The sequence below is a fragment of the Streptomyces sp. SID13726 genome (genome assembly GCF_010548375.1).
Classification (GTDB): domain Bacteria; phylum Actinomycetota; class Actinomycetes; order Streptomycetales; family Streptomycetaceae; genus Streptomyces.
Map to the genome: position 1 here is coordinate 125027 of NZ_JAAGLY010000004.1, position 16481 is coordinate 141507.

General features: G+C 69.9%; 14 protein-coding genes. 4 read left to right on the forward strand and 10 right to left on the reverse strand.

Annotated elements, in window-relative coordinates:
- Nucleotides 1-24 precede the first annotated feature (24 nt).
- The gene (locus G3I78_RS11840) at nt 25-1290 is read left to right on the forward strand and encodes an MFS transporter (protein WP_164423329.1); all 1266 of its coding nucleotides are present in this window, start codon (nt 25-27) and stop codon (nt 1288-1290) included.
- A gap of 732 nt (nt 1291-2022) precedes the next feature.
- Nucleotides 2023-3039 (forward strand): sigma-70 family RNA polymerase sigma factor, encoded by a 1017-nt coding sequence (locus G3I78_RS11845; protein WP_164423333.1) that lies wholly within the window; start codon nt 2023-2025, stop codon nt 3037-3039.
- On the opposite strand, the gene G3I78_RS11850 is transcribed toward G3I78_RS11845, so the two are convergent.
- Nucleotides 2923-3309, reverse strand: coding sequence for an STAS domain-containing protein (locus G3I78_RS11850; protein ID WP_164423335.1), 387 nt, complete (start codon nt 3307-3309; stop codon nt 2923-2925). The genes G3I78_RS11845 and G3I78_RS11850 overlap by 117 nt on opposite strands.
- A 117-nt stretch (nt 3310-3426) precedes the next feature.
- On the opposite strand from G3I78_RS11850, the gene G3I78_RS11855 reads away from it, so the two are divergent.
- On the forward strand, nt 3427-4350 hold the full coding sequence (locus tag G3I78_RS11855) for an AEC family transporter (protein ID WP_164423337.1): 924 nt from the start codon (nt 3427-3429) through the stop codon (nt 4348-4350).
- 86 nt (nt 4351-4436) lie between these two features.
- Here G3I78_RS11855 and G3I78_RS11860 read toward each other — a convergent pair whose 3' ends face one another.
- From G3I78_RS11860 to G3I78_RS11900, 9 genes are all read right to left on the reverse strand, one after another.
- Complete coding sequence (locus G3I78_RS11860) at nt 4437-5714, reverse strand: thymidine phosphorylase (protein WP_203614904.1); 1278 nt, start codon at nt 5712-5714, stop codon at nt 4437-4439.
- A 27-nt stretch (nt 5715-5741) separates the two neighbouring features.
- Nucleotides 5742-6143: a cytidine deaminase gene (locus G3I78_RS51905; protein WP_164423342.1), complete on the reverse strand. Its 402-nt coding sequence runs from the start codon at nt 6141-6143 to the stop codon at nt 5742-5744.
- Entirely contained in the window at nt 6140-7402 is a 1263-nt protein-coding gene (locus G3I78_RS51910) for an ABC transporter permease (RefSeq protein WP_164423345.1), read from the reverse strand. Before G3I78_RS51910 ends, G3I78_RS51905 begins: the two co-directional genes overlap by 4 nt.
- A complete protein-coding gene (locus G3I78_RS11875) occupies nt 7402-8523 on the reverse strand; it encodes an ABC transporter permease (RefSeq protein ID WP_164423349.1) in 1122 nt (373 codons plus the stop codon). Before G3I78_RS11875 ends, G3I78_RS51910 begins: the two co-directional genes overlap by 1 nt.
- Nucleotides 8520-10130 carry an ABC transporter ATP-binding protein gene (locus G3I78_RS11880; protein ID WP_343243743.1) on the reverse strand — a complete coding sequence of 537 codons (1611 nt, stop codon included), beginning with the start codon at nt 10128-10130 and terminating at the stop codon, nt 8520-8522. Before G3I78_RS11880 ends, G3I78_RS11875 begins: the two co-directional genes overlap by 4 nt.
- A gap of 708 nt (nt 10131-10838) precedes the next feature.
- Nucleotides 10839-11888, reverse strand: coding sequence for a BMP family ABC transporter substrate-binding protein (locus tag G3I78_RS11885; protein ID WP_164423351.1), 1050 nt, complete (start codon nt 11886-11888; stop codon nt 10839-10841).
- Between the two features lie 231 nt (nt 11889-12119).
- Nucleotides 12120-13160, reverse strand: coding sequence for a BMP family ABC transporter substrate-binding protein (locus tag G3I78_RS11890; protein WP_343243744.1), 1041 nt, complete (start codon nt 13158-13160; stop codon nt 12120-12122).
- Nucleotides 13161-13473: 313 nt separating this feature from the next.
- Nucleotides 13474-14691 (reverse strand): M20 family metallopeptidase, encoded by a 1218-nt coding sequence (locus G3I78_RS11895; RefSeq protein ID WP_164424155.1) that lies wholly within the window; start codon nt 14689-14691, stop codon nt 13474-13476.
- A 318-nt stretch (nt 14692-15009) separates the two neighbouring features.
- On the reverse strand, nt 15010-15426 hold the full coding sequence (locus G3I78_RS11900) for an ATP-binding protein (protein ID WP_164423354.1): 417 nt from the start codon (nt 15424-15426) through the stop codon (nt 15010-15012).
- 196 nt (nt 15427-15622) lie between these two features.
- On the opposite strand from G3I78_RS11900, the gene G3I78_RS11905 reads away from it, so the two are divergent.
- Nucleotides 15623-16474, forward strand: coding sequence for a helix-turn-helix transcriptional regulator (locus tag G3I78_RS11905; protein ID WP_164423357.1), 852 nt, complete (start codon nt 15623-15625; stop codon nt 16472-16474).
- Nucleotides 16475-16481 lie beyond the last annotated feature (7 nt).

The following is a 16481-nucleotide window of genomic DNA, read 5'->3' on the forward strand; positions in this document are numbered from 1 at the left end:
GCGGCGGGTCCTTAGGTTCGAAGCATGCCTGCCAGTACCGAGGCGTCCACCCGCGTGGGCGCCGCATCCCCCGTCCCCGCCACCGACTCCCGACTGACCCCGGGCGGACCCGGCTACCGCCGGATGAGCTTCGCCCTCTTCCTCGCCGGTGTCGCGACCTTCGCGCTGCTGTACTCCACCCAGGCCCTGCTCCCGCTGATCTCGGGCGAGTTCGGGGTGGCGGCGAGCGAGGCGAGCTGGACGGTGGCGGCGGCGACCGGCGGACTGGCGCTGTTCGTGCTGCCGATGAGCGCCCTCTCCGAGCGCTACGGACGCCGTACGGTCATGACGGGCTCGCTCGCGGTCGCGGTGACGGTCGGACTCCTGGTCCCCTTCGCGCCCTCGCTGCCCGCGCTGGTCGTGCTGCGCGCGGTGCAGGGCGCGGCCCTGGCGGGACTGCCCGCCTCCGCGACGGCGTATCTCGCCGAGGAGGTCCGGCCGAAGGCGCTGGTCACGGCGATCGGCCTGTTCGTGGCGGGCAACAGCGTCGGCGGGATGAGCGGCCGGGTCATCACCGGCTGGGTCGCGCAGGAGTGGGGCTGGCGGGTGGCCGTCGGGGTCATCGGCGCGATCGCGGTGGCGTGCGCGGTGGCGTTCCGCCTGCTGCTCCCGGCGCCGCAGCACTTCAAGGCGGGCTCCCTGAAGCCGGCCGTCCTGCTGGGCACGGTCCGCGCCCACCTCTCGAACCCTCTCCTGCGGCGCCTGTACGCGATCGGCGCGCTGTTCATGACGGTGTTCGGCGGCGTGTACACGGTGATCGGCTACCGCCTGACCGAGGCGCCCTTCTCGCTCCCCCAGGGCGTCATCGGCTCGATCTTCCTGGTCTACCTGGTGGGCACGGTGTCCGCGTCGACGGCGGGCCGCCTGGTCGGCCGGCTGGGCCGCAGGGGCGCCCTGTACGCGGCGGGCGGCACGACGGCGAGCGGTCTGCTGCTGTCCCTCTCCAGCTCCCTGTGGCTCGTCCTGCTCGGCCTGGTCCTGATCACCGGCGGCTTCTTCGCGGGCCACGCGGTGGCGTCCTCGGCGGTCAGCAAGACGGCCACCCACGGCCGCGCCCAGGCCTCCGCGCTGTACCAGTCGGCGTACTACATCGGCTCCAGCGCGGGCAGCACGGTGGGCGCCCTCGCCTTCCACGCGAACGGCTGGACCGGAACGGTCGGAGTCGGCCTCCTCGCGGTACTCGGCGTCGTGTCGATCACCGTCCTCGGATCACGTGCGGCCCGGGCCCAGCAGCGGCTCGCAACGGCCTGAGCCGCACGTCCCCGTTTCCCCCGGTCGAGGTCGGTCGACCGGGGGATCGGTTTGTCCGGCCTCGACGCGGGGGGCTTCGCCGGTGTCGGGGGGGGGCGGTTGGAGCAGCGGCTTCGCCGGTGTCGGAGGCACGGTCGGGGCAGCGGCTTCGCCGGTGTCGGAGGCGGGGCGGTCCCATTCGGCCCTTCCAGTGTTTGAGGTACGGCCGTCCCATTCGGCTCCTCCCGGGCTGGCGGCGCGGCCGACTCGCTCAACCCCTCCGGCGTCGGCGGCACGACCGCCCTACACAGCCCCTCCCATGCTGACAGCGCGGCCGCCCCACTCAGCCCATCCGGCGTCGGAGGCACAACCGCCCTACTCAGCCCATCCCACGCTCACGGCACGACCGCCCCACTCAGCCCCTCCCACGCAGAAGACGCAACCGCCCCACTGCATCCCCTCCCACACCGGCAGCGCAACCGCCCCACCCACCCCCTCCCTCCCCTGAGGCGCAACCGCCCCATTCAGCCCCTCCGGCGTTTGAGGAGCGGGGGTCCAGGGGGCGGTGCCCCCTGGGAGCGGGGGCGAGGGGGCGGCGGCCCCTGGAGGATGGGACGGGTAGGGGCGGCGGGGGCGAAAACCGTCCGACCTGCACGTTCCCCCACTCGGCACGCCATTGTCAGACCCCTGCGGTAGTTTCCGAGTACTGGGCGCAAAGGCGCGACACAGCACGGCCACAGGGGTGGGTGGACGATGACGGACGGCACGGCTACTACGACAGACCTCGACCTCAGGCTCGAGAAGCACCGCACGGAGCTGACCGGGTACTGCTACCGCATGCTCGGCTCCTCCTTCGAGGCCGAGGACGCGGTGCAGGACACCCTCGTACGGGCCTGGCGGAGCTACGACAAGTTCGAGGGCCGCTCCAGCCTCCGCTCCTGGCTGTACCGGATCGCGACCAACGTCTGCCTGGACATGCTCACCGCGGGCAACAAGCGCGCCCGCCCCATGGACCTCTCCGAGTCCACCCCCCTCGCCCAGGCCGCCCTCTCCCCCCGCCCTGACCACACCTGGCTGGAGCCGATGCCGGACAACCGCGTCCTGCCCACCGTCGAGGACCCGGCGGAGGCGGCCGTCGCCAAGGAGACCGTGCGGCTCGCCTTCATGGCCGCCCTCCAGCAACTGCCGCCCAAGCAGCGCGCGGTGCTCATCCTGCGCGAGGTGCTGGCCTGGAAGGCGAGCGAGGTCGCCGAACTCCTCGACACCTCCGTCGCCTCGGTCAACAGCGCCCTCCAGCGCGCCCGCGCCACCCTCGCCGAGCGGGAGGAGCACGGCGCCGACGCGGCCGTCTCCGACCCCCTGGACGAGGAGCAGCAGAAGCTCCTGGACCGCTATGTGAAGGCGTTCGAGGGGTACGACATGACAGCCCTGACGGCGTTGCTCCACGAGGACGCCATCATGACGATGCCGCCGTTCGACCTGTGGCTGACGGGCCACGCCGACATCGCGGGCTTCATGACCACCCTGGGCTCCGCCTGCGAGGGCTCCCGCCTGCTGCCGGTACAGGTCAACGGCCTGCCGGGATTCGCCCAGTACAAGCCGGACCCGGAGAAGGGCGGCTACAGCCCCTGGTCGATCCAGGTGCTGGAGATCTCAGACGGCCGGCTCACCGGGTTCCACTTCTTCCTCGACACCCAGCGCTGGTTCCCGCTCTTCGGCGTGCCCCTCCACCTCGAAGCGGAGGCCGACGAGATCGAGGAGGGCGTGTAGCCCGGGATCGGGGTCGCGCAGCCGGATCCGGCCCCCGCCGCGCCGGGCCGCGAGCTGGAGCCGCGCGAGCAGGTCGACGGCACCGAGCCCCGGCGGCCCGAGCCCGGCGACATCACACACCACGACCCCGGCACCGGTCGCCCGCAACAGCTTGCGGACCTCGTCGCTCAGCCCCGTCACCTCGTCCCGGGTGACGGGGCCGGCAAGCACGAGTACGGCGGGTGTCATGGCGTCCACGAGCGGTAGACCGGGCGGGCGGGCGTAACTCATCGGCCACGCAGAATCACATTGACCTGGGCGCCGCCTTCCCCCGAGGGTTGCCTGTATGCGCCACCGATCATCACCTCCCTGGATACCGCACGCTCTCCTCACCCTTGAGGAGCCTCCGTGCAGGGAGTGCTGACTGGCTTCGCGGTGATCGCGGTCGTCATCGGCGTCGGCTACGTCATCGGCCTGCGCGGCTACCTCGGCGACCAGGGCCGCGAGGTCCTGACCAAGCTGGCCTTCCATGTGGCGTCCCCGGCCCTGCTGTTCACCACGCTGGCGAAGGCCGACCTGTCGGTGATCTTCTCCAGCCGCCTGCTCGTCACGGCACTGAGCACGACAGCGGCGGCGGGCGTCTTCGTCGCGGTGGGTGTCGTACGCGGCTGGGGCCTGGGCCGTACGACGATCGGCGCGCTGTGCTCGTCGTACGTCAACTCCGGCAACCTCGGCATCCCCATCGCGGTGTACGTCCTGGGCGACGCGTCCCTGGTGGCGCCGGTCCTGCTCTTCCAGCTGGTCGGGGTGACCCCGGTCGCGCTCACGGTCCTGGACCTGGCCTCGGGCACAGGCGGCAAGAGCCCGCTGTGGCTACGGCTGCTCACTCCCCTGCGCAACCCGATCGCCCTCGGTTCCCTGGCCGGGGTGGCGGTCTCGGCGGCGCACATCCACGTCCCGGCCGCGGTGATGGACCCGATCTCCCTCATCGGCGGCATGTCGGTCCCGGCGGTCCTCCTCGCCTTCGGCATCTCTCTGTGCGGCAGCACGATGCCCGGCCGCGGACCCGACCGACAGCTCGTCCTCCTCTCGGTCGCCCTGAAGTCGGTGGGCCAGCCCGCAGCCGCCTGGGCCCTCGCCACCGGAGTCTTCGGCCTCCACGGGCCTCAGCTCCTGGACGTGGTGGTCACCTCGGCCCTCCCGGCCGCCCAGAACCTCTACACCTACGCCTCGACCTACCACGTCGGCGAACGCCTGGCCCGCGACTCGATCCTGGTCTCGACGGTGCTGTCGGTACCGGTGCTGGTCGTCGTGGCGACGGTCCTCGGCTGAGTCCCGGCCCCGGGCACGCGAAAGAGGCCAGGCATGCGGAGGGGGCCGGAACCTCTCCCAGGCCCGGCCCCCTTCGTTCACCTGCTTCAGGAAATGCGCTCCAGCACCACCGGCGAAGCCGTGAAGTCCGTCCCCGCCGCCCCGATGTCGTAGGAACCCTCGATCGACTGGAGGGCGTACGCGAAGCGTTCCGGCGTGTCCGTGTGCAGGGTCAGCAGCGGCTGGCCCTCCGCCACCGTGTCGCCGGGCTTGGCGTGGAGTTCCACGCCCGCGCCCGCCTGCACCGGGTCCTCCTTGCGGGCCCGGCCCGCGCCGAGGCGCCAGGCGGCGACGCCGATGCCGTAGGCGTCGAGGCGGGTCAGGACGCCCGAGGCCGGGGCCTTGATGACGTGCTGCTCGCGGGCGACCGGCAGTGCCGCGTCCGGGTCGCCGCCCTGGGCCGCGATCATCCGGCGCCAGACGTCCATCGCCGAGCCGTCAGCCAGGGCCTTCGCCGGGTCGGCGTCGCGGATGCCCGCCGCCGCCAGCATCTCGTGGGCCAGCGCGACGGTGAGCTCCACGACGTCCGACGGGCCGCCGCCCGCGAGGACCTCCACCGACTCGCGGACTTCGAGCGCGTTGCCGGCCGTGAGGCCGAGCGGGGTCGACATGTCGGTCAGGAGCGCGACCGTCCGCACCCCGTGGTCGGTGCCCAGGCCCACCATCGTGGACGCCAGCTCGCGCGCGTCCTCGATGGTCTTCATGAAGGCACCCGTGCCCACCTTCACGTCCAGGACCAGCGAGCCCGTCCCCTCCGCGATCTTCTTCGACATGATCGAGGAGGCGATCAGCGGGATCGCCTCGACCGTGCCGGTGACGTCCCGCAGGGCGTAGAGCTTCTTGTCGGCCGGAGCCAGGCCGTCGCCCGCCGCGCAGATCACCGCGCCGGTCGTGTCGAGGACGTTCAGCATCTCCTCGTTCGAGAGCAGTGCGCGCCAGCCCGGGATCGACTCCAGCTTGTCCAGGGTGCCGCCGGTGTGGCCGAGGCCCCGGCCCGACAGCTGCGGGACCGCCGCGCCGCACGCCGCCACCAGGGGCGCCAGCGGCAGCGTGATCTTGTCGCCGACACCGCCCGTGGAGTGCTTGTCGGCGGTGGGGCGGGACAGGGACGAGAAGTCCATGCGCTCGCCCGAGGCGATCATCGCGGCGGTCCAGCGGGCGATCTCGCCGCGGTTCATGCCGTTGAGCAGGATCGCCATCGCGAGCGCGGACATCTGCTCGTCGGCGACCTCCCCGCGGGTGTACGCGTCGATGACCCAGTCGATCTGCTCGTCGCTGAGTTCGCCGCGGTCCCGCTTGGTGCGGATGACGGAGATGACGTCCATGGCCATGCAGGGCTTTCCTTCCGAGAATTACTTGGTGAGGTGCTCCGGCCCGAAGGCCTGCGGGAGCATCTCCGAGAGCGGCAGCACACCCGCCGGGGTCTCCAGGAGGAGATCGGCGCCGCCGAACTCGTACAGCAGCTGCCGGCAGCGGCCGCACGGGACGAGCACCTCGCCCCGGCCGTCCACGCAGGTGAAGTGCGTGAGGCGGCCGCCGCCCGTGTTCCGCAGCTCCGAGACCAGACCGCACTCGGCGCACAGGCCGAGGCCGTAGGAGGCGTTCTCGACGTTGCAGCCGGTGATCGTACGGCCGTCGTCGACCAGGGCGGCCACGCCGACCGGGTAGCCGGAGTACGGGGCGTAGGCCCGGGACATCGCGTCCCGTGCCGCGGCCCGCAGCGCCTCCCAGTCGACGGTGGCCGGGGAGGTCACTTGCCCTGTCCCTTCCGGTACGGCATGCCGTCCGCCTTCGGCATCCGCAGGCGCTGCGCGGAGAACGACAGCACCAGCAGGGTGACGATGTAGGGGGCGGCGGAGACGACCTGGCGCGGGACCTCGTCGGTGCTGGTGTACCAGAAGAACATCACGGCCGAGATGACGAGCGTGATGGCCGTCGGGACGTACTTCTTCTGCCAGGCCAGGTAGGCCGCGCCCGCCACGAGCAGGATCGCGAGCAGCAGGATCAGCGCGTGCACGTTGGTGGTGCCGCCGCGCAGGTTGAGGCTGTCGGTGTAGCCGAACAGGCCCGCGCCGAGGGCGAGTCCGCCCGGCATCCAGTTGCCGAAGATCATCGCGGCGAGACCGATGTAACCGCGGCCGGCGGTCTGGCCGTCGAGGTAGACGTTCGAGGCGACGATCGACAGGAACGCGCCGCCGAGGCCCGCGAAGCCACCGCTGATGATCACGGCGATGTACTTGTACTTGTAGACGTTGACGCCGAGCGACTCGGCCGCGACCGGGTTCTCGCCGCAGGAGCGCAGCCGCAGGCCGAAGGACGTGCGCCACAGGACGTACCAGGTGGCGGGTACGAGGGCCACGGCGACGACGGTCAGCGGCGACAGGTCGGTGATCAGACCGCCGACGAGCCCGGCGAGGTCGGAGACCAGGAACCAGTGCTTGTCGTTGAGGGTCTCCAGCCAGCCGGACAGGCCCGGGACGTCGAAGGTGCCCAGCGAGTCGATCGGCGGGGACTGCTTGGAGGAGCCCTGCGGGGCGTCCTCGAAGGTGAACTTCGACAGGTAGCGGGTGGTGCCGAGGGCGAGGATGTTCAGCGCCACACCGGAGACGATGTGGTTGACGTTGAAGGTCACCGTGGCGATCGCGTGCAGTACGGCGCCCAGCGCGCCGCCGATGATGCCGAAGACGACACCGGTCCAGGGGCCCCACTGGTAGCCGGCCCAGGCGCCGAACCAGGTGCCGAGGATCATCATGCCTTCGAGGCCGATGTTGACGACGCCCGCGCGCTCGGCCCACAGACCGCCGAGGCCGGCGAGGCCGATCGGCACGGCGAGGCGCAGCGCGGTGGACATCTGGCCGGTGGAGGTGATGCCGTCGGCGCCGGAGATGAGACGGACGACCGAGGTGAGGACCAGCACGCCCGCGATGATCAGCAGGAGCACCGGCAGGGAGAGGCGGCGGCCGCCCTTGGCGGGCTGCTTCGCCTGCGGCTTGGCAGTGGTCGCGGTGGACATCAGGCAGCCACCTCCTTCTTGACGTTCTGGGCGGCAGCGGCGGCGAGCTCCTCGCCGACACGCTTCTGCTGGCGGCGCAGACCCCACTGGCGTACGGCCTCGTAGGAGATGACGACCGCGAAGACGATCAGGCCCTGCATGATCGTCGCGATCTCCTTCTCGTACGGCGTCGGGATCGCGTAGTCGAGAGCGGGCGAGGCCTTGTCGAGGAAGGCCCAGAGCAGGGCGGCGAGCGCGATGCCGCCGGGGTTGTTGCGGCCGAGCAGGGCGATGCCGATGGCGGTGAAGCCGAGGCCGGCCGGGAAGCTCAGGCTGTAGGTGTGGGCGTCGCCGAGGAGCAGCGGCAGGCCGGAGATGCCGGCGACCGCGCCGGAGATCAGCATCGCGGTGAGGACCATGCGCTTGGCGTTGACACCGGAGGCCGCGGCGGCGGTCTCGGACTCGCCGGTGGCGCGCAGGTCGAAGCCGAAGCGGGTGCGGTTGAGGACGACCCAGTAGGCGATGCCGACGGCGACGGCGAGGAAGACCAGGCCGTAGATCTCGCCGACGTCCGCGCCGAGGTTGATGCCGGGGACCCAGCCGGAGTCCTTCATCACGCCGGTGGTGACGTTGTCGCCGACCAGGACGCCGAAGTTGTCGCGGAGGCTGAGGTAGCCGATGACGCTGGTGGCGATCGCGTTCAGCATGATCGTCGCGACGACCTCGCTGACGCCCCGGGTGACCTTCAGGACGCCCGCGACACCGGCCCACATCGCGCCGGTGAGGGCGCCGACGAGGAGCAGCATCGGGATCTGGAGGAAGGACGGCAGGGCGACATGGGCGCCGACCACGGCGGTCATGAACGCGCCGAGGCGGTACTGGCCGTCGACGCCGATGTTGAAGAGGTTCATCCGGAAGCCGAGGGCGACCGCGAGGGCGGCGATGTAGTACATCGACGCCTGGTTGACGATCAGCACCTGGACGTCGGAGAACCCGGCCTGCTCGATCATCAGCCGGTACGGCTCGATCGGGTTCTTGCCGGAGGCGATCAGCACGACCGAGGTCAGCAGGATCGCCGCGACGAGCGCGATGGCCGGGCCGGCCACCGCGAGGAGCGCACGCTCCTTGTCGAACTTCTTCATCGGGCCTCGTCCTCCGGGGCGCTTGCTTCCTCGGTGTGCTCAAGGTGTCCGGTGGCGGCACCCGTCATGGCCGAGCCCAGCTCCTCCGGTGTGATGGTGGCGGGGTCGGCGTCGGCGACCAGCCTGCCGTCGAAGATCACCCGCAGGGTGTCCGACAGACCGATCAGCTCGTCCAGGTCCGCGGAGATCAGGAGTACGGCGAGACCCTCGCGGCGGGCCTCCCTGATCCGGTCCCAGATCTGGGCCTGCGCGCCGACGTCCACACCGCGGGTGGGATGGGCGGCGATCAGGAACTTCGGGTTGTGGCTCATCTCGCGGCCGACGATCAGCTTCTGCTGGTTGCCGCCGGAGAGGGAGGCGGCCGTGACGTCGATGCCGGGGGTGCGGACGTCGTACTCCTGGACGATCCTGCGCGTGTCGTCCTGGGCGCCCTTGGGGTTCAGCCAGAAGCCCTTGGCGTTGGGCGCCTCGGTGACATGGCCGAGGATGCGGTTCTCCCAGAGGGGGGCCTCCAGGAGCAGGCCCTGGCGGTGGCGGTCCTCGGGGATGTAGCCGACGCCCTGCTCACGGCGCTTGCGGGTGGCCCAGGGGGTGATGTCCTCGCCGAGGAAGGTGATCGTGCCCGAGTCGGCGTTCTTCGTGCCGATCAGGGCGTCGATGAGCTCGGTCTGGCCGTTGCCCTCGACTCCGGCGATACCCATGACCTCACCGGCGTGGATGGTGAAGGTGACGTCGTCGAGGGCCTTCTTGACCTGGCCGCCCTCGGTGGCGAGGCCGATACCGCCCGCGGGCTCGGCCTCCACGCCCAGGGAGGCGCCGCCGGACGCGTACACGGTGAGGTTCTCGACCGTGATGACGGGCTGGTCGGTGACCGTGGACTCGGCGGTCTCCGGGGTGGGCAGTTCGCTGCCGACCATCATCTCGGCGAGCTGGCGCGGGGTCGTCTCGGCGGGTACGGCGGTGCCGACCGTCGTGCCGCGGCGGATGACGGTGATCTCGTCGGCGACGGAGAGGACCTCGCCGAGTTTGTGCGAGATGAAGATGACGGCGAGGCCCTGGGACTTGAGCTCGCGCAGGTTGTCGAAGAGCGCGTCGACCTCCTGGGGCACGAGGACCGCGGTGGGCTCGTCGAGGATCAGGGTGTCGGCGCCGCGGTAGAGGACCTTGAGGATCTCCACGCGCTGGCGCTCGGCGACCCCGAGGTCCTCGACCAGGGCGTCGGGGCGGACGCCGAGGCCGTAGCGCTCGGAGATCTCCTTGATCTTCTTGCGGGCGCCGCCGCCGATGCCGTGCAGCTTCTCGCTGCCCAGGACGACGTTCTCCAGCACGGTGAGGTTGTCGGCCAGCATGAAGTGCTGGTGGACCATGCCGATGCCGCGGGCGATGGCGTCGGCGGGGCTGGAGAAGGTGACCTGCTCACCGGCGACCGCGATGGTGCCCTCGTCCGGCTTCTGCATGCCGTAGAGGATCTTCATCAGGGTCGACTTGCCGGCGCCGTTCTCGCCGACGAGGGCGTGCACGGTGCCCTTCTTGACCGTCAGATGGATGTCGTGGTTGGCGACGACACCCGGGAACCGCTTGGTGATCCCCGCCAACTCGACCGCGATCGTCGACCGATCGGTGAGCGGAGGGCTGCTGGTCGCGTCGATGGCGCACTCTCCTTGGGAAAGGGGCCATCTACGCGCGTAGCGCCCCTGCTTTAAATAGTGCCCGGATCTGACCGGTTCTTTTCAGAGAGCCGATCCGTTCCGAGCATTCTGCCGCGCGGACGGGGTGCGGGCGGCAGCAGGCACCGCACTCGCTCCGTCCACCCGGCGGACGGTCCGGGCGGGGCCCGGCACGTCCCTGTTCACAGTCCGCTCACAGTCCACTCGCGGTCCACGAGCTTGGCGCACCGGCCGCTGCCCCGGCGGGCGGGACCGGTACCGGGGCCGATCCTGTCCGCACCCCGTTCCGTGGCCGTGACGCTGCCATTACAGCGTCTTTTTGGCCACGGCCTCTAGGGCTGTGTGCGGTGCGTCGTGCCGGTGGGTGGTGCCGGTGCGTCGCGCCGTGGGTCGGGGGCTGCTCGGCGTGGGTGGGCCGTGCCGTGTTGCGGCAGTGGGGGTTCCGGTGCTCCGGGCTTCCCGGCGGGCCGGTGTGCTCAGCTGCCCGGCGTTCCCGCCGTCCCCACCGCTTCCACAGTTCCTGCTGTTCCCGTTGCTCCCGCTGTTCCTGCTGTTCCCGTTACTCCCGGTCCCCCGGCCCCCGGTCAGGTTTCCCCGACCGGGAGGCCGGAAGGTCTCACCGGAGGACTGGGAGGTCTCCCCGAAGGGTCAGGAGGTCTTCACCGTGATGGTGCCGGCCTTGATGCCCTCTTCGGCCTTCTTCACCGCGTCCTGGATGGCGGTGTCGGCGGCGAACTTCGGGTTGGAGTCGGAGAGGCTCACGCCGCCGTTGGCGAGGCTGCCGCGGATCTCGCCGGTCTCCGGCTTGCCGTCGTGGACCGACTTGGCGAGCGTGTAGACCGCGCCCTCGACGTTCTTCATGGCCGAGGTGAGGATCGAGTCCTTGTACTTGGCCAGCGCGTCCTGCTTGTACTGGTCGGAGTCGACGCCGATCGCCCAGATCTTGTGTGCCGAGGCGGCCTTGATGACGCCCTGGCCGGAGAGGCCGGCGGCGGCGTAGACGACGTCCGCACCGGCGTCGATCTGACCCTCGGCGGCACTCTCACCCTTGTCGGGGCTGGAGAAGCCACCCTCGGCGGCGGTCTCGGTCAGGTACTGCGACTTGACCGAGACGCCCTTCTTGGTGTCCTGGACGCCCTGCTTGAAGCCCGCCTCGAACTTGTGGATCAGCGGGACGTCCACGCCGCCGATGAAGCCGACGGTGTTGGACTTGGTGGCCTTGGCGGCCGCGACACCGGCGAGGTAGGAGGCCTGCTCCTCGTGGAAGACGAGGTTGGCGACGTTCTTCGCGGTGAAGGAGTTGTCGTCGACGATGCCGAAGGTGGTCTTCGGGTACTTGGCCGCGACCTCCTTGACGGCCGGCGCGTAGGCGAAGCCGACGCCGATCACCGGGTTGTAACCCTGCTTGGCCAGGGTCTCCAGGCGCTGCGTCTTGTCCGCGTCGGACTCGCCGTCCTGCGGCTCGACCGCGGTGGACTTGTAGCCGAACTCCTTGTCGGCCTTGTCCAGGCCGGCGGTGGCGGCGTCGTTGAAGGACTGGTCGCCCTTGCCGCCGACGTCGTAGGCCAGGGCGAGGCCCAGGTCCTTGTTGCTGGAGGAGGACGAAGAGGAGGAGGACGAGCTTCCGCATGCGGAAACAGTCACGGCAAGAGCTGCGGTTGCAACGCCTGCAACCGCGATACGGGACACCCGGCGCATGGAACGAGACTCCTTTGTGCAAGCGCCCAAACCAGGCGCTGGTTCCGCCGCAGCGTAACGCGCGTAGACCAGACGGAAAACCCCATCTGTCCGGTCCGTTATCGAGCTGTGGCCACAGTTGTAGAACAGAGTAAGGACAGTGGTGCGCCCCTTGCGGGAGGCAAGGGGCGCACGAGCTGTAACGATGCCCGGTAGGGCGTATGGAGACCGCCGTCCGGGGCCCTCCGGTTGTTACGAGGTCTTGACCGTGACCTTGCCGTCGACGATGTCCTGCTTGGCCTTGTCGACGGCCGCGACGACGTCCGTCATCGCCTTGTACTTCGGGTTGGAGTCGGCGAATCCGACCCCGCCGGTCTTCAGCGTGCCGCGCACGGTGCCGTTGAGCGGCTTGCCCTCGTGGACGGACTTGGCGAGCTCGTAGACGGCGCCGCCGACGTTCTTCAGGGCCGAGCCGAGGATGTAGTCCTTGTACTTGGCGAGCGCGCTCTGGTTGTACTGGTCGGAGTCGACGCCGATGGCCCACACCTTCTTGCTGGCGGCCTCGGAGATCACGCCCTGACCGGACAGGCCGGCCGCGTGGTAGATGACGTCGGCGCCCTTCTCGATCTGGCCGCTGGCCGCCTCCTTGCCCTTGTCGGGGCTGGAGAAGCCGCCCTCCTGGGGCGTCTCGGTCAGGTACTGCGACTCGATCTTGATGGCCGGGTCGACGGACTTGACGCCCTGCTCGAAGCCCGCGCCGAACTTGTGGATGAGCGGGATGTCCACACCGCCGATGAAGCCGACGTGCTTGGCCTTGGAGGCCTTGGCGGCGGCGACGCCCGCGAGGTAGGAGGCCTGCTCCTCGGAGAAGACCATGTCGGCGACGTTGGCGGCCTTGACGGTCTCGTCGTCGATGATGCCGAAGGTGATGTTCGGGTACTTGGCCGCGACTTCCTTGATCGGCCCGGCGTAGATGTAGCCGACGCCGATCACCGGGTTGTAGCCGGCCTTGGCGAGCTGCTCCAGACGCTGCGTCTTGTCGGCGTCGGACTCGCCGTCCTGCGGCTCGATGTCCGTGCCGCCCATCTTGAATTCCTTGTTCGCCTGCTCGTAGCCGGCGTAGGCGGCGTCGTTGAAGGACTGGTCGCCCTTGCCGCCGATGTCGTACGCGAGGCCGATGCCCTTGCCGGAGTACTTGCCGGACGCGGACGACGACGAGGCGTCGCTGGTCCCGGCATCCTTGCTGGACTCACCGCACCCCACGGCCGCCAGCGCGATGACCGAGACGGCCACTGCCACTTGGGAGAACCTGGTCCTCCGGGATATTCGAGTCTTCCGAGTTGTCTGACGCACAGCACGCACCCCTTCGCACCACGGCAACCGTCACCGGCCCGCGTCCCCAAGTCGCCGCCCGTGGCGGTGATTTCGGCGCACAGTAACGCGCGTAGAAGGGTAGGGGAACGGGGTTGTTCGTGGACGTTATCGATTCGTGCCGACACCGGGTTACGACCGTGCGCCGACCGTTACGCCCGGGTGACACAAGCGGACGAAGGCATGCGAAAAGGGGCACCCCGGGGGATGCCCCTTTCCTTTTTCTACGAGGGTGTCAGGCGCCGTCGATAAGCGCGGCGGCGGTGAACAGCTCGACCCCGACGGTGATGGCGGACTCGTCGGCGTCGAAGTCGCCCTGGTGGAGGTCGCGCACGGTCCGCTCGCCCGGGGTGCGGACCCCGAGGCGGGCCATGGCCCCGGGGACGTGCTCCAGGTACCAGGAGAAGTCCTCGCCGCCGAGGCTCTGCTCGGTGCCCTCGACGGAGTCGGCGCCGCGCCGGGCGGTCATGGCGGTGCGGATCAGCTCGGTGATGTCCGGGTCGTTGACGACGGGCGGGACGCCGCGGACGTAGTTGATCTCGGACTTGGCCCGGTGCAGATTCGCCACCTCGTCAATGGCGGCGACGACGATGTCGGGGGCCTGTCGCCAGGTGTCGAGGTCGAGGCAGCGCACGGTGCCGGAGAGCTCGGCGTGCTGCGGGATGACGTTGGGCGCGTGCCCGGACTCGATCCGCCCCCAGGTCACGGCGAGCCCGGCCCGGGTGTCGACGCGCCGGCCGACGATGGCGGGCACGTCGGTGACGACGCGGGCGGCGGCGGTGACAAGGTCGGTGGTGAGATGCGGCCGGGCGGTGTGCCCGCCGGGCCCGTCCAGGGAGATCTCCAGCCGGTCGCAGGCGGAGGTGATGGCACCGGTCCGCAGCCCGATCCTGCCGGCGTCGACACGGGGGTCGCAGTGCACGGCGAGGATCTTCCCGACCCCTTCCAGCACCCCGCACTCGATGGCGTCGGCGGCACCGCCGGGCAGCACCTCCTCGGCGGGCTGGAAGAGCAGCCGTACGGGCCGGGGCAGCAGCCCCTTCCTGTCGAGCTCGGCGAGCACGAGCCCGGCACCGAGCACCACGGTCGTGTGGACGTCGTGCCCGCAGGCATGCGCCCGGTCGGGCACGGTCGACCGATACGAGCACTCACTCTTCGTGTCCGGGATGGGCAACCCGTCGATGTCGGCACGCAGGGCGAGCATGGGCCGCTCGCCGTCCCACTCCCCGATGTCACACACGAGCCCGGTCCCGACGGCGAGCACACGCGGCTTCAGCCCGGCCTTCTCAAGCCGTTCCTTGATCGCCGCGGTGGTACGGAACTCCTGGTTGCCCAGCTCCGGATGCATGTGCAAGTCACGCCGGAAGTGGACGAGTTCGGCGTGCAGCGCGTCGCTCAGCACACCGGGAAGCACGGCTTCCCCGGGCAGATCGACCTCGGACTCCAGTGACATCAGTTGCTTCACCCTCTAAAGGGTAGGACGCCGGGGCGACCAACCGACCCGCGATCAACAAAACTTCAACCCGCCGGGGGAAGAAAATTTGGCCGCTCGACGCATGGATGTGATGTGAGATGGGTAGGAACCTCTTTTCTCACACATACCATGCCGCGCACCCCGCAGGCGCTTCTGTTCGTCTGTCGAAACGGTGCGGGGACGGGGTTGAGGCGGAGTCCCGGAACGGTCACGGCCGGATGCGGGGGCATGACGCAGGGTGCTCGAAGGGGTGGCGCCACCCCCCGAGGGGCTCAGAGCCCCCGACGAACGATTCACCTACCCGGCCGATCCCAGCTCGCACCACACGAACTTCCCCCGATTCCCACCCCTGGCCGACGGCTGCCACCCCCACACATCGGCACAGGCCTCGACCAACGCGAGCCCGCGCCCTTCCTCCGCTCCCACGTCCGCAAGAAGACCCAACTCCCCCGGAGGCTCGGGAGGTTCGGGGTCGGCGTCCCACGCCCCGATCCGCAACACCCCCACCGCCCACCGCACCCGCAACGCCGCCGACCCCTTCGTATGCCGTACGGCATTGGAGACGAGCTCCGCCGCGAGGAGCTCCGCGGTGTCGACGAGGCGGATCAGGCCGTGCATCGTCAGGATGAGCCGGAGGGTCCGGCGGGCGACGATCACGGCGCGGACGTCGTCGGGGATGTACAGCGTGTACTCCCAGGGTTCGTTTTCGGGCATGCGGCAACTCCGTTTCGGCGTACGGGATGGACGCGGTGGCATCGCCGCAATCGTCACGGCAGGGCGAAGCGGTGCACTTCCGCAGAGTGTGCGTTGCATCACCGACGGTAGGGATTAGCGTTTAGGTTTCGCAAGCCGATCCCGTAATCTGACTCCGAACGAGCCGCGCCGCCAGGCGCGTTGGGAGGAGTACGCGATGGCGCTGAGGCGCGAGCCCACTGCACGTCAGCTGCGCTTGGCGGTCGAACTGCGCAGGCTCCGCGAAGCAGCAGGCTTGACGAACCGCCAGGCCGCCGACCTGCTCGGGGTGAGCACCGCACAGATCAGCCAGATCGAGTACGGGCTGGCCGGCGTGAGCGAAAAGCGCCTACGCCGGATCGCGGCCAATTACACCTGCGCCGAAGGCGAGTTGATCGAAGCCCTGGTGGCGATGGCGACCGACCGAACCCAGGGCTGGTGGGAGGAGTACCGGGGGACTCTCCCCGCCGCCTACCTGGACCTCGCAGAGCTGGATCACCACGCCGCTTTCCGCCACGACGTAGCCGTGATCCACGTGCCGGGGCTCTTCCAGACGGAGGATTACGCCCGGGCCCTCTTCGCCTACATGAACCCGGAGTTCCCCGACAGCGAGGTGGGACTGCGGGTGGATCACCGGATGAGGCGGAAGGTCGTCATCGAAGGTCCCGAGCCCATGCCGTACGAGACGGTGATCCACGAAGCGGCCCTGCGCATCAAGGTGACCGGACGTGCCGCGATGCGAACCCAGTTGGCCCGCATCCTGGAGATGTCCGAGGCTGATCACGTCACCGTTCGGGTCATCCCTTTCGCCGTCGACGACTTCGCTGGAGCCGGAAGCGCTCTGGTGCACCTGGGTGCGGAAGTCCCCCGGCTGGAGACCGTGGTTCGCGACGCCCCGCACGGTACGGCCTTCCTCGACTCCGAGGCTCAACTGGAGCACTTCCGCAAGCTCTTCCGTAGGGTGAAGGAGGGGTCGCTCCCTCCGGAACAGTCGCGCGACCTCATCCACCAGCTGGCCAAGGAACTGTGAGGACCGC

Bases quoted from the DNA above. Each gene is read 5' to 3' on its own strand.
- G3I78_RS11840 (WP_164423329.1), top strand. From the start codon at position 25: ATGCCTGCCAGTACCGAGGCGTCCACCCGCGTGGGCGCCGCATCCCCC.
- G3I78_RS11845 (WP_164423333.1), top strand. From the start codon at position 2,023: ATGACGGACGGCACGGCTACTACGACAGACCTCGACCTCAGGCTCGAG.
- G3I78_RS11850 (WP_164423335.1), bottom strand. From the start codon at position 3,309: ATGAGTTACGCCCGCCCGCCCGGTCTACCGCTCGTGGACGCCATGACA.
- G3I78_RS11860 (WP_203614904.1), bottom strand. From the start codon at position 5,714: ATGGACGTCATCTCCGTCATCCGCACCAAGCGGGACCGCGGCGAACTC.
- G3I78_RS51910 (WP_164423345.1), bottom strand. From the start codon at position 7,402: ATGTCCACCGCGACCACTGCCAAGCCGCAGGCGAAGCAGCCCGCCAAG.
- G3I78_RS11875 (WP_164423349.1), bottom strand. From the start codon at position 8,523: ATGAAGAAGTTCGACAAGGAGCGTGCGCTCCTCGCGGTGGCCGGCCCG.
- G3I78_RS11885 (WP_164423351.1), bottom strand. From the start codon at position 11,888: ATGCGCCGGGTGTCCCGTATCGCGGTTGCAGGCGTTGCAACCGCAGCT.
- G3I78_RS11895 (WP_164424155.1), bottom strand. From the start codon at position 14,691: ATGTCACTGGAGTCCGAGGTCGATCTGCCCGGGGAAGCCGTGCTTCCC.
- G3I78_RS11900 (WP_164423354.1), bottom strand. From the start codon at position 15,426: ATGCCCGAAAACGAACCCTGGGAGTACACGCTGTACATCCCCGACGAC.
- G3I78_RS11905 (WP_164423357.1), top strand. From the start codon at position 15,623: ATGGCGCTGAGGCGCGAGCCCACTGCACGTCAGCTGCGCTTGGCGGTC.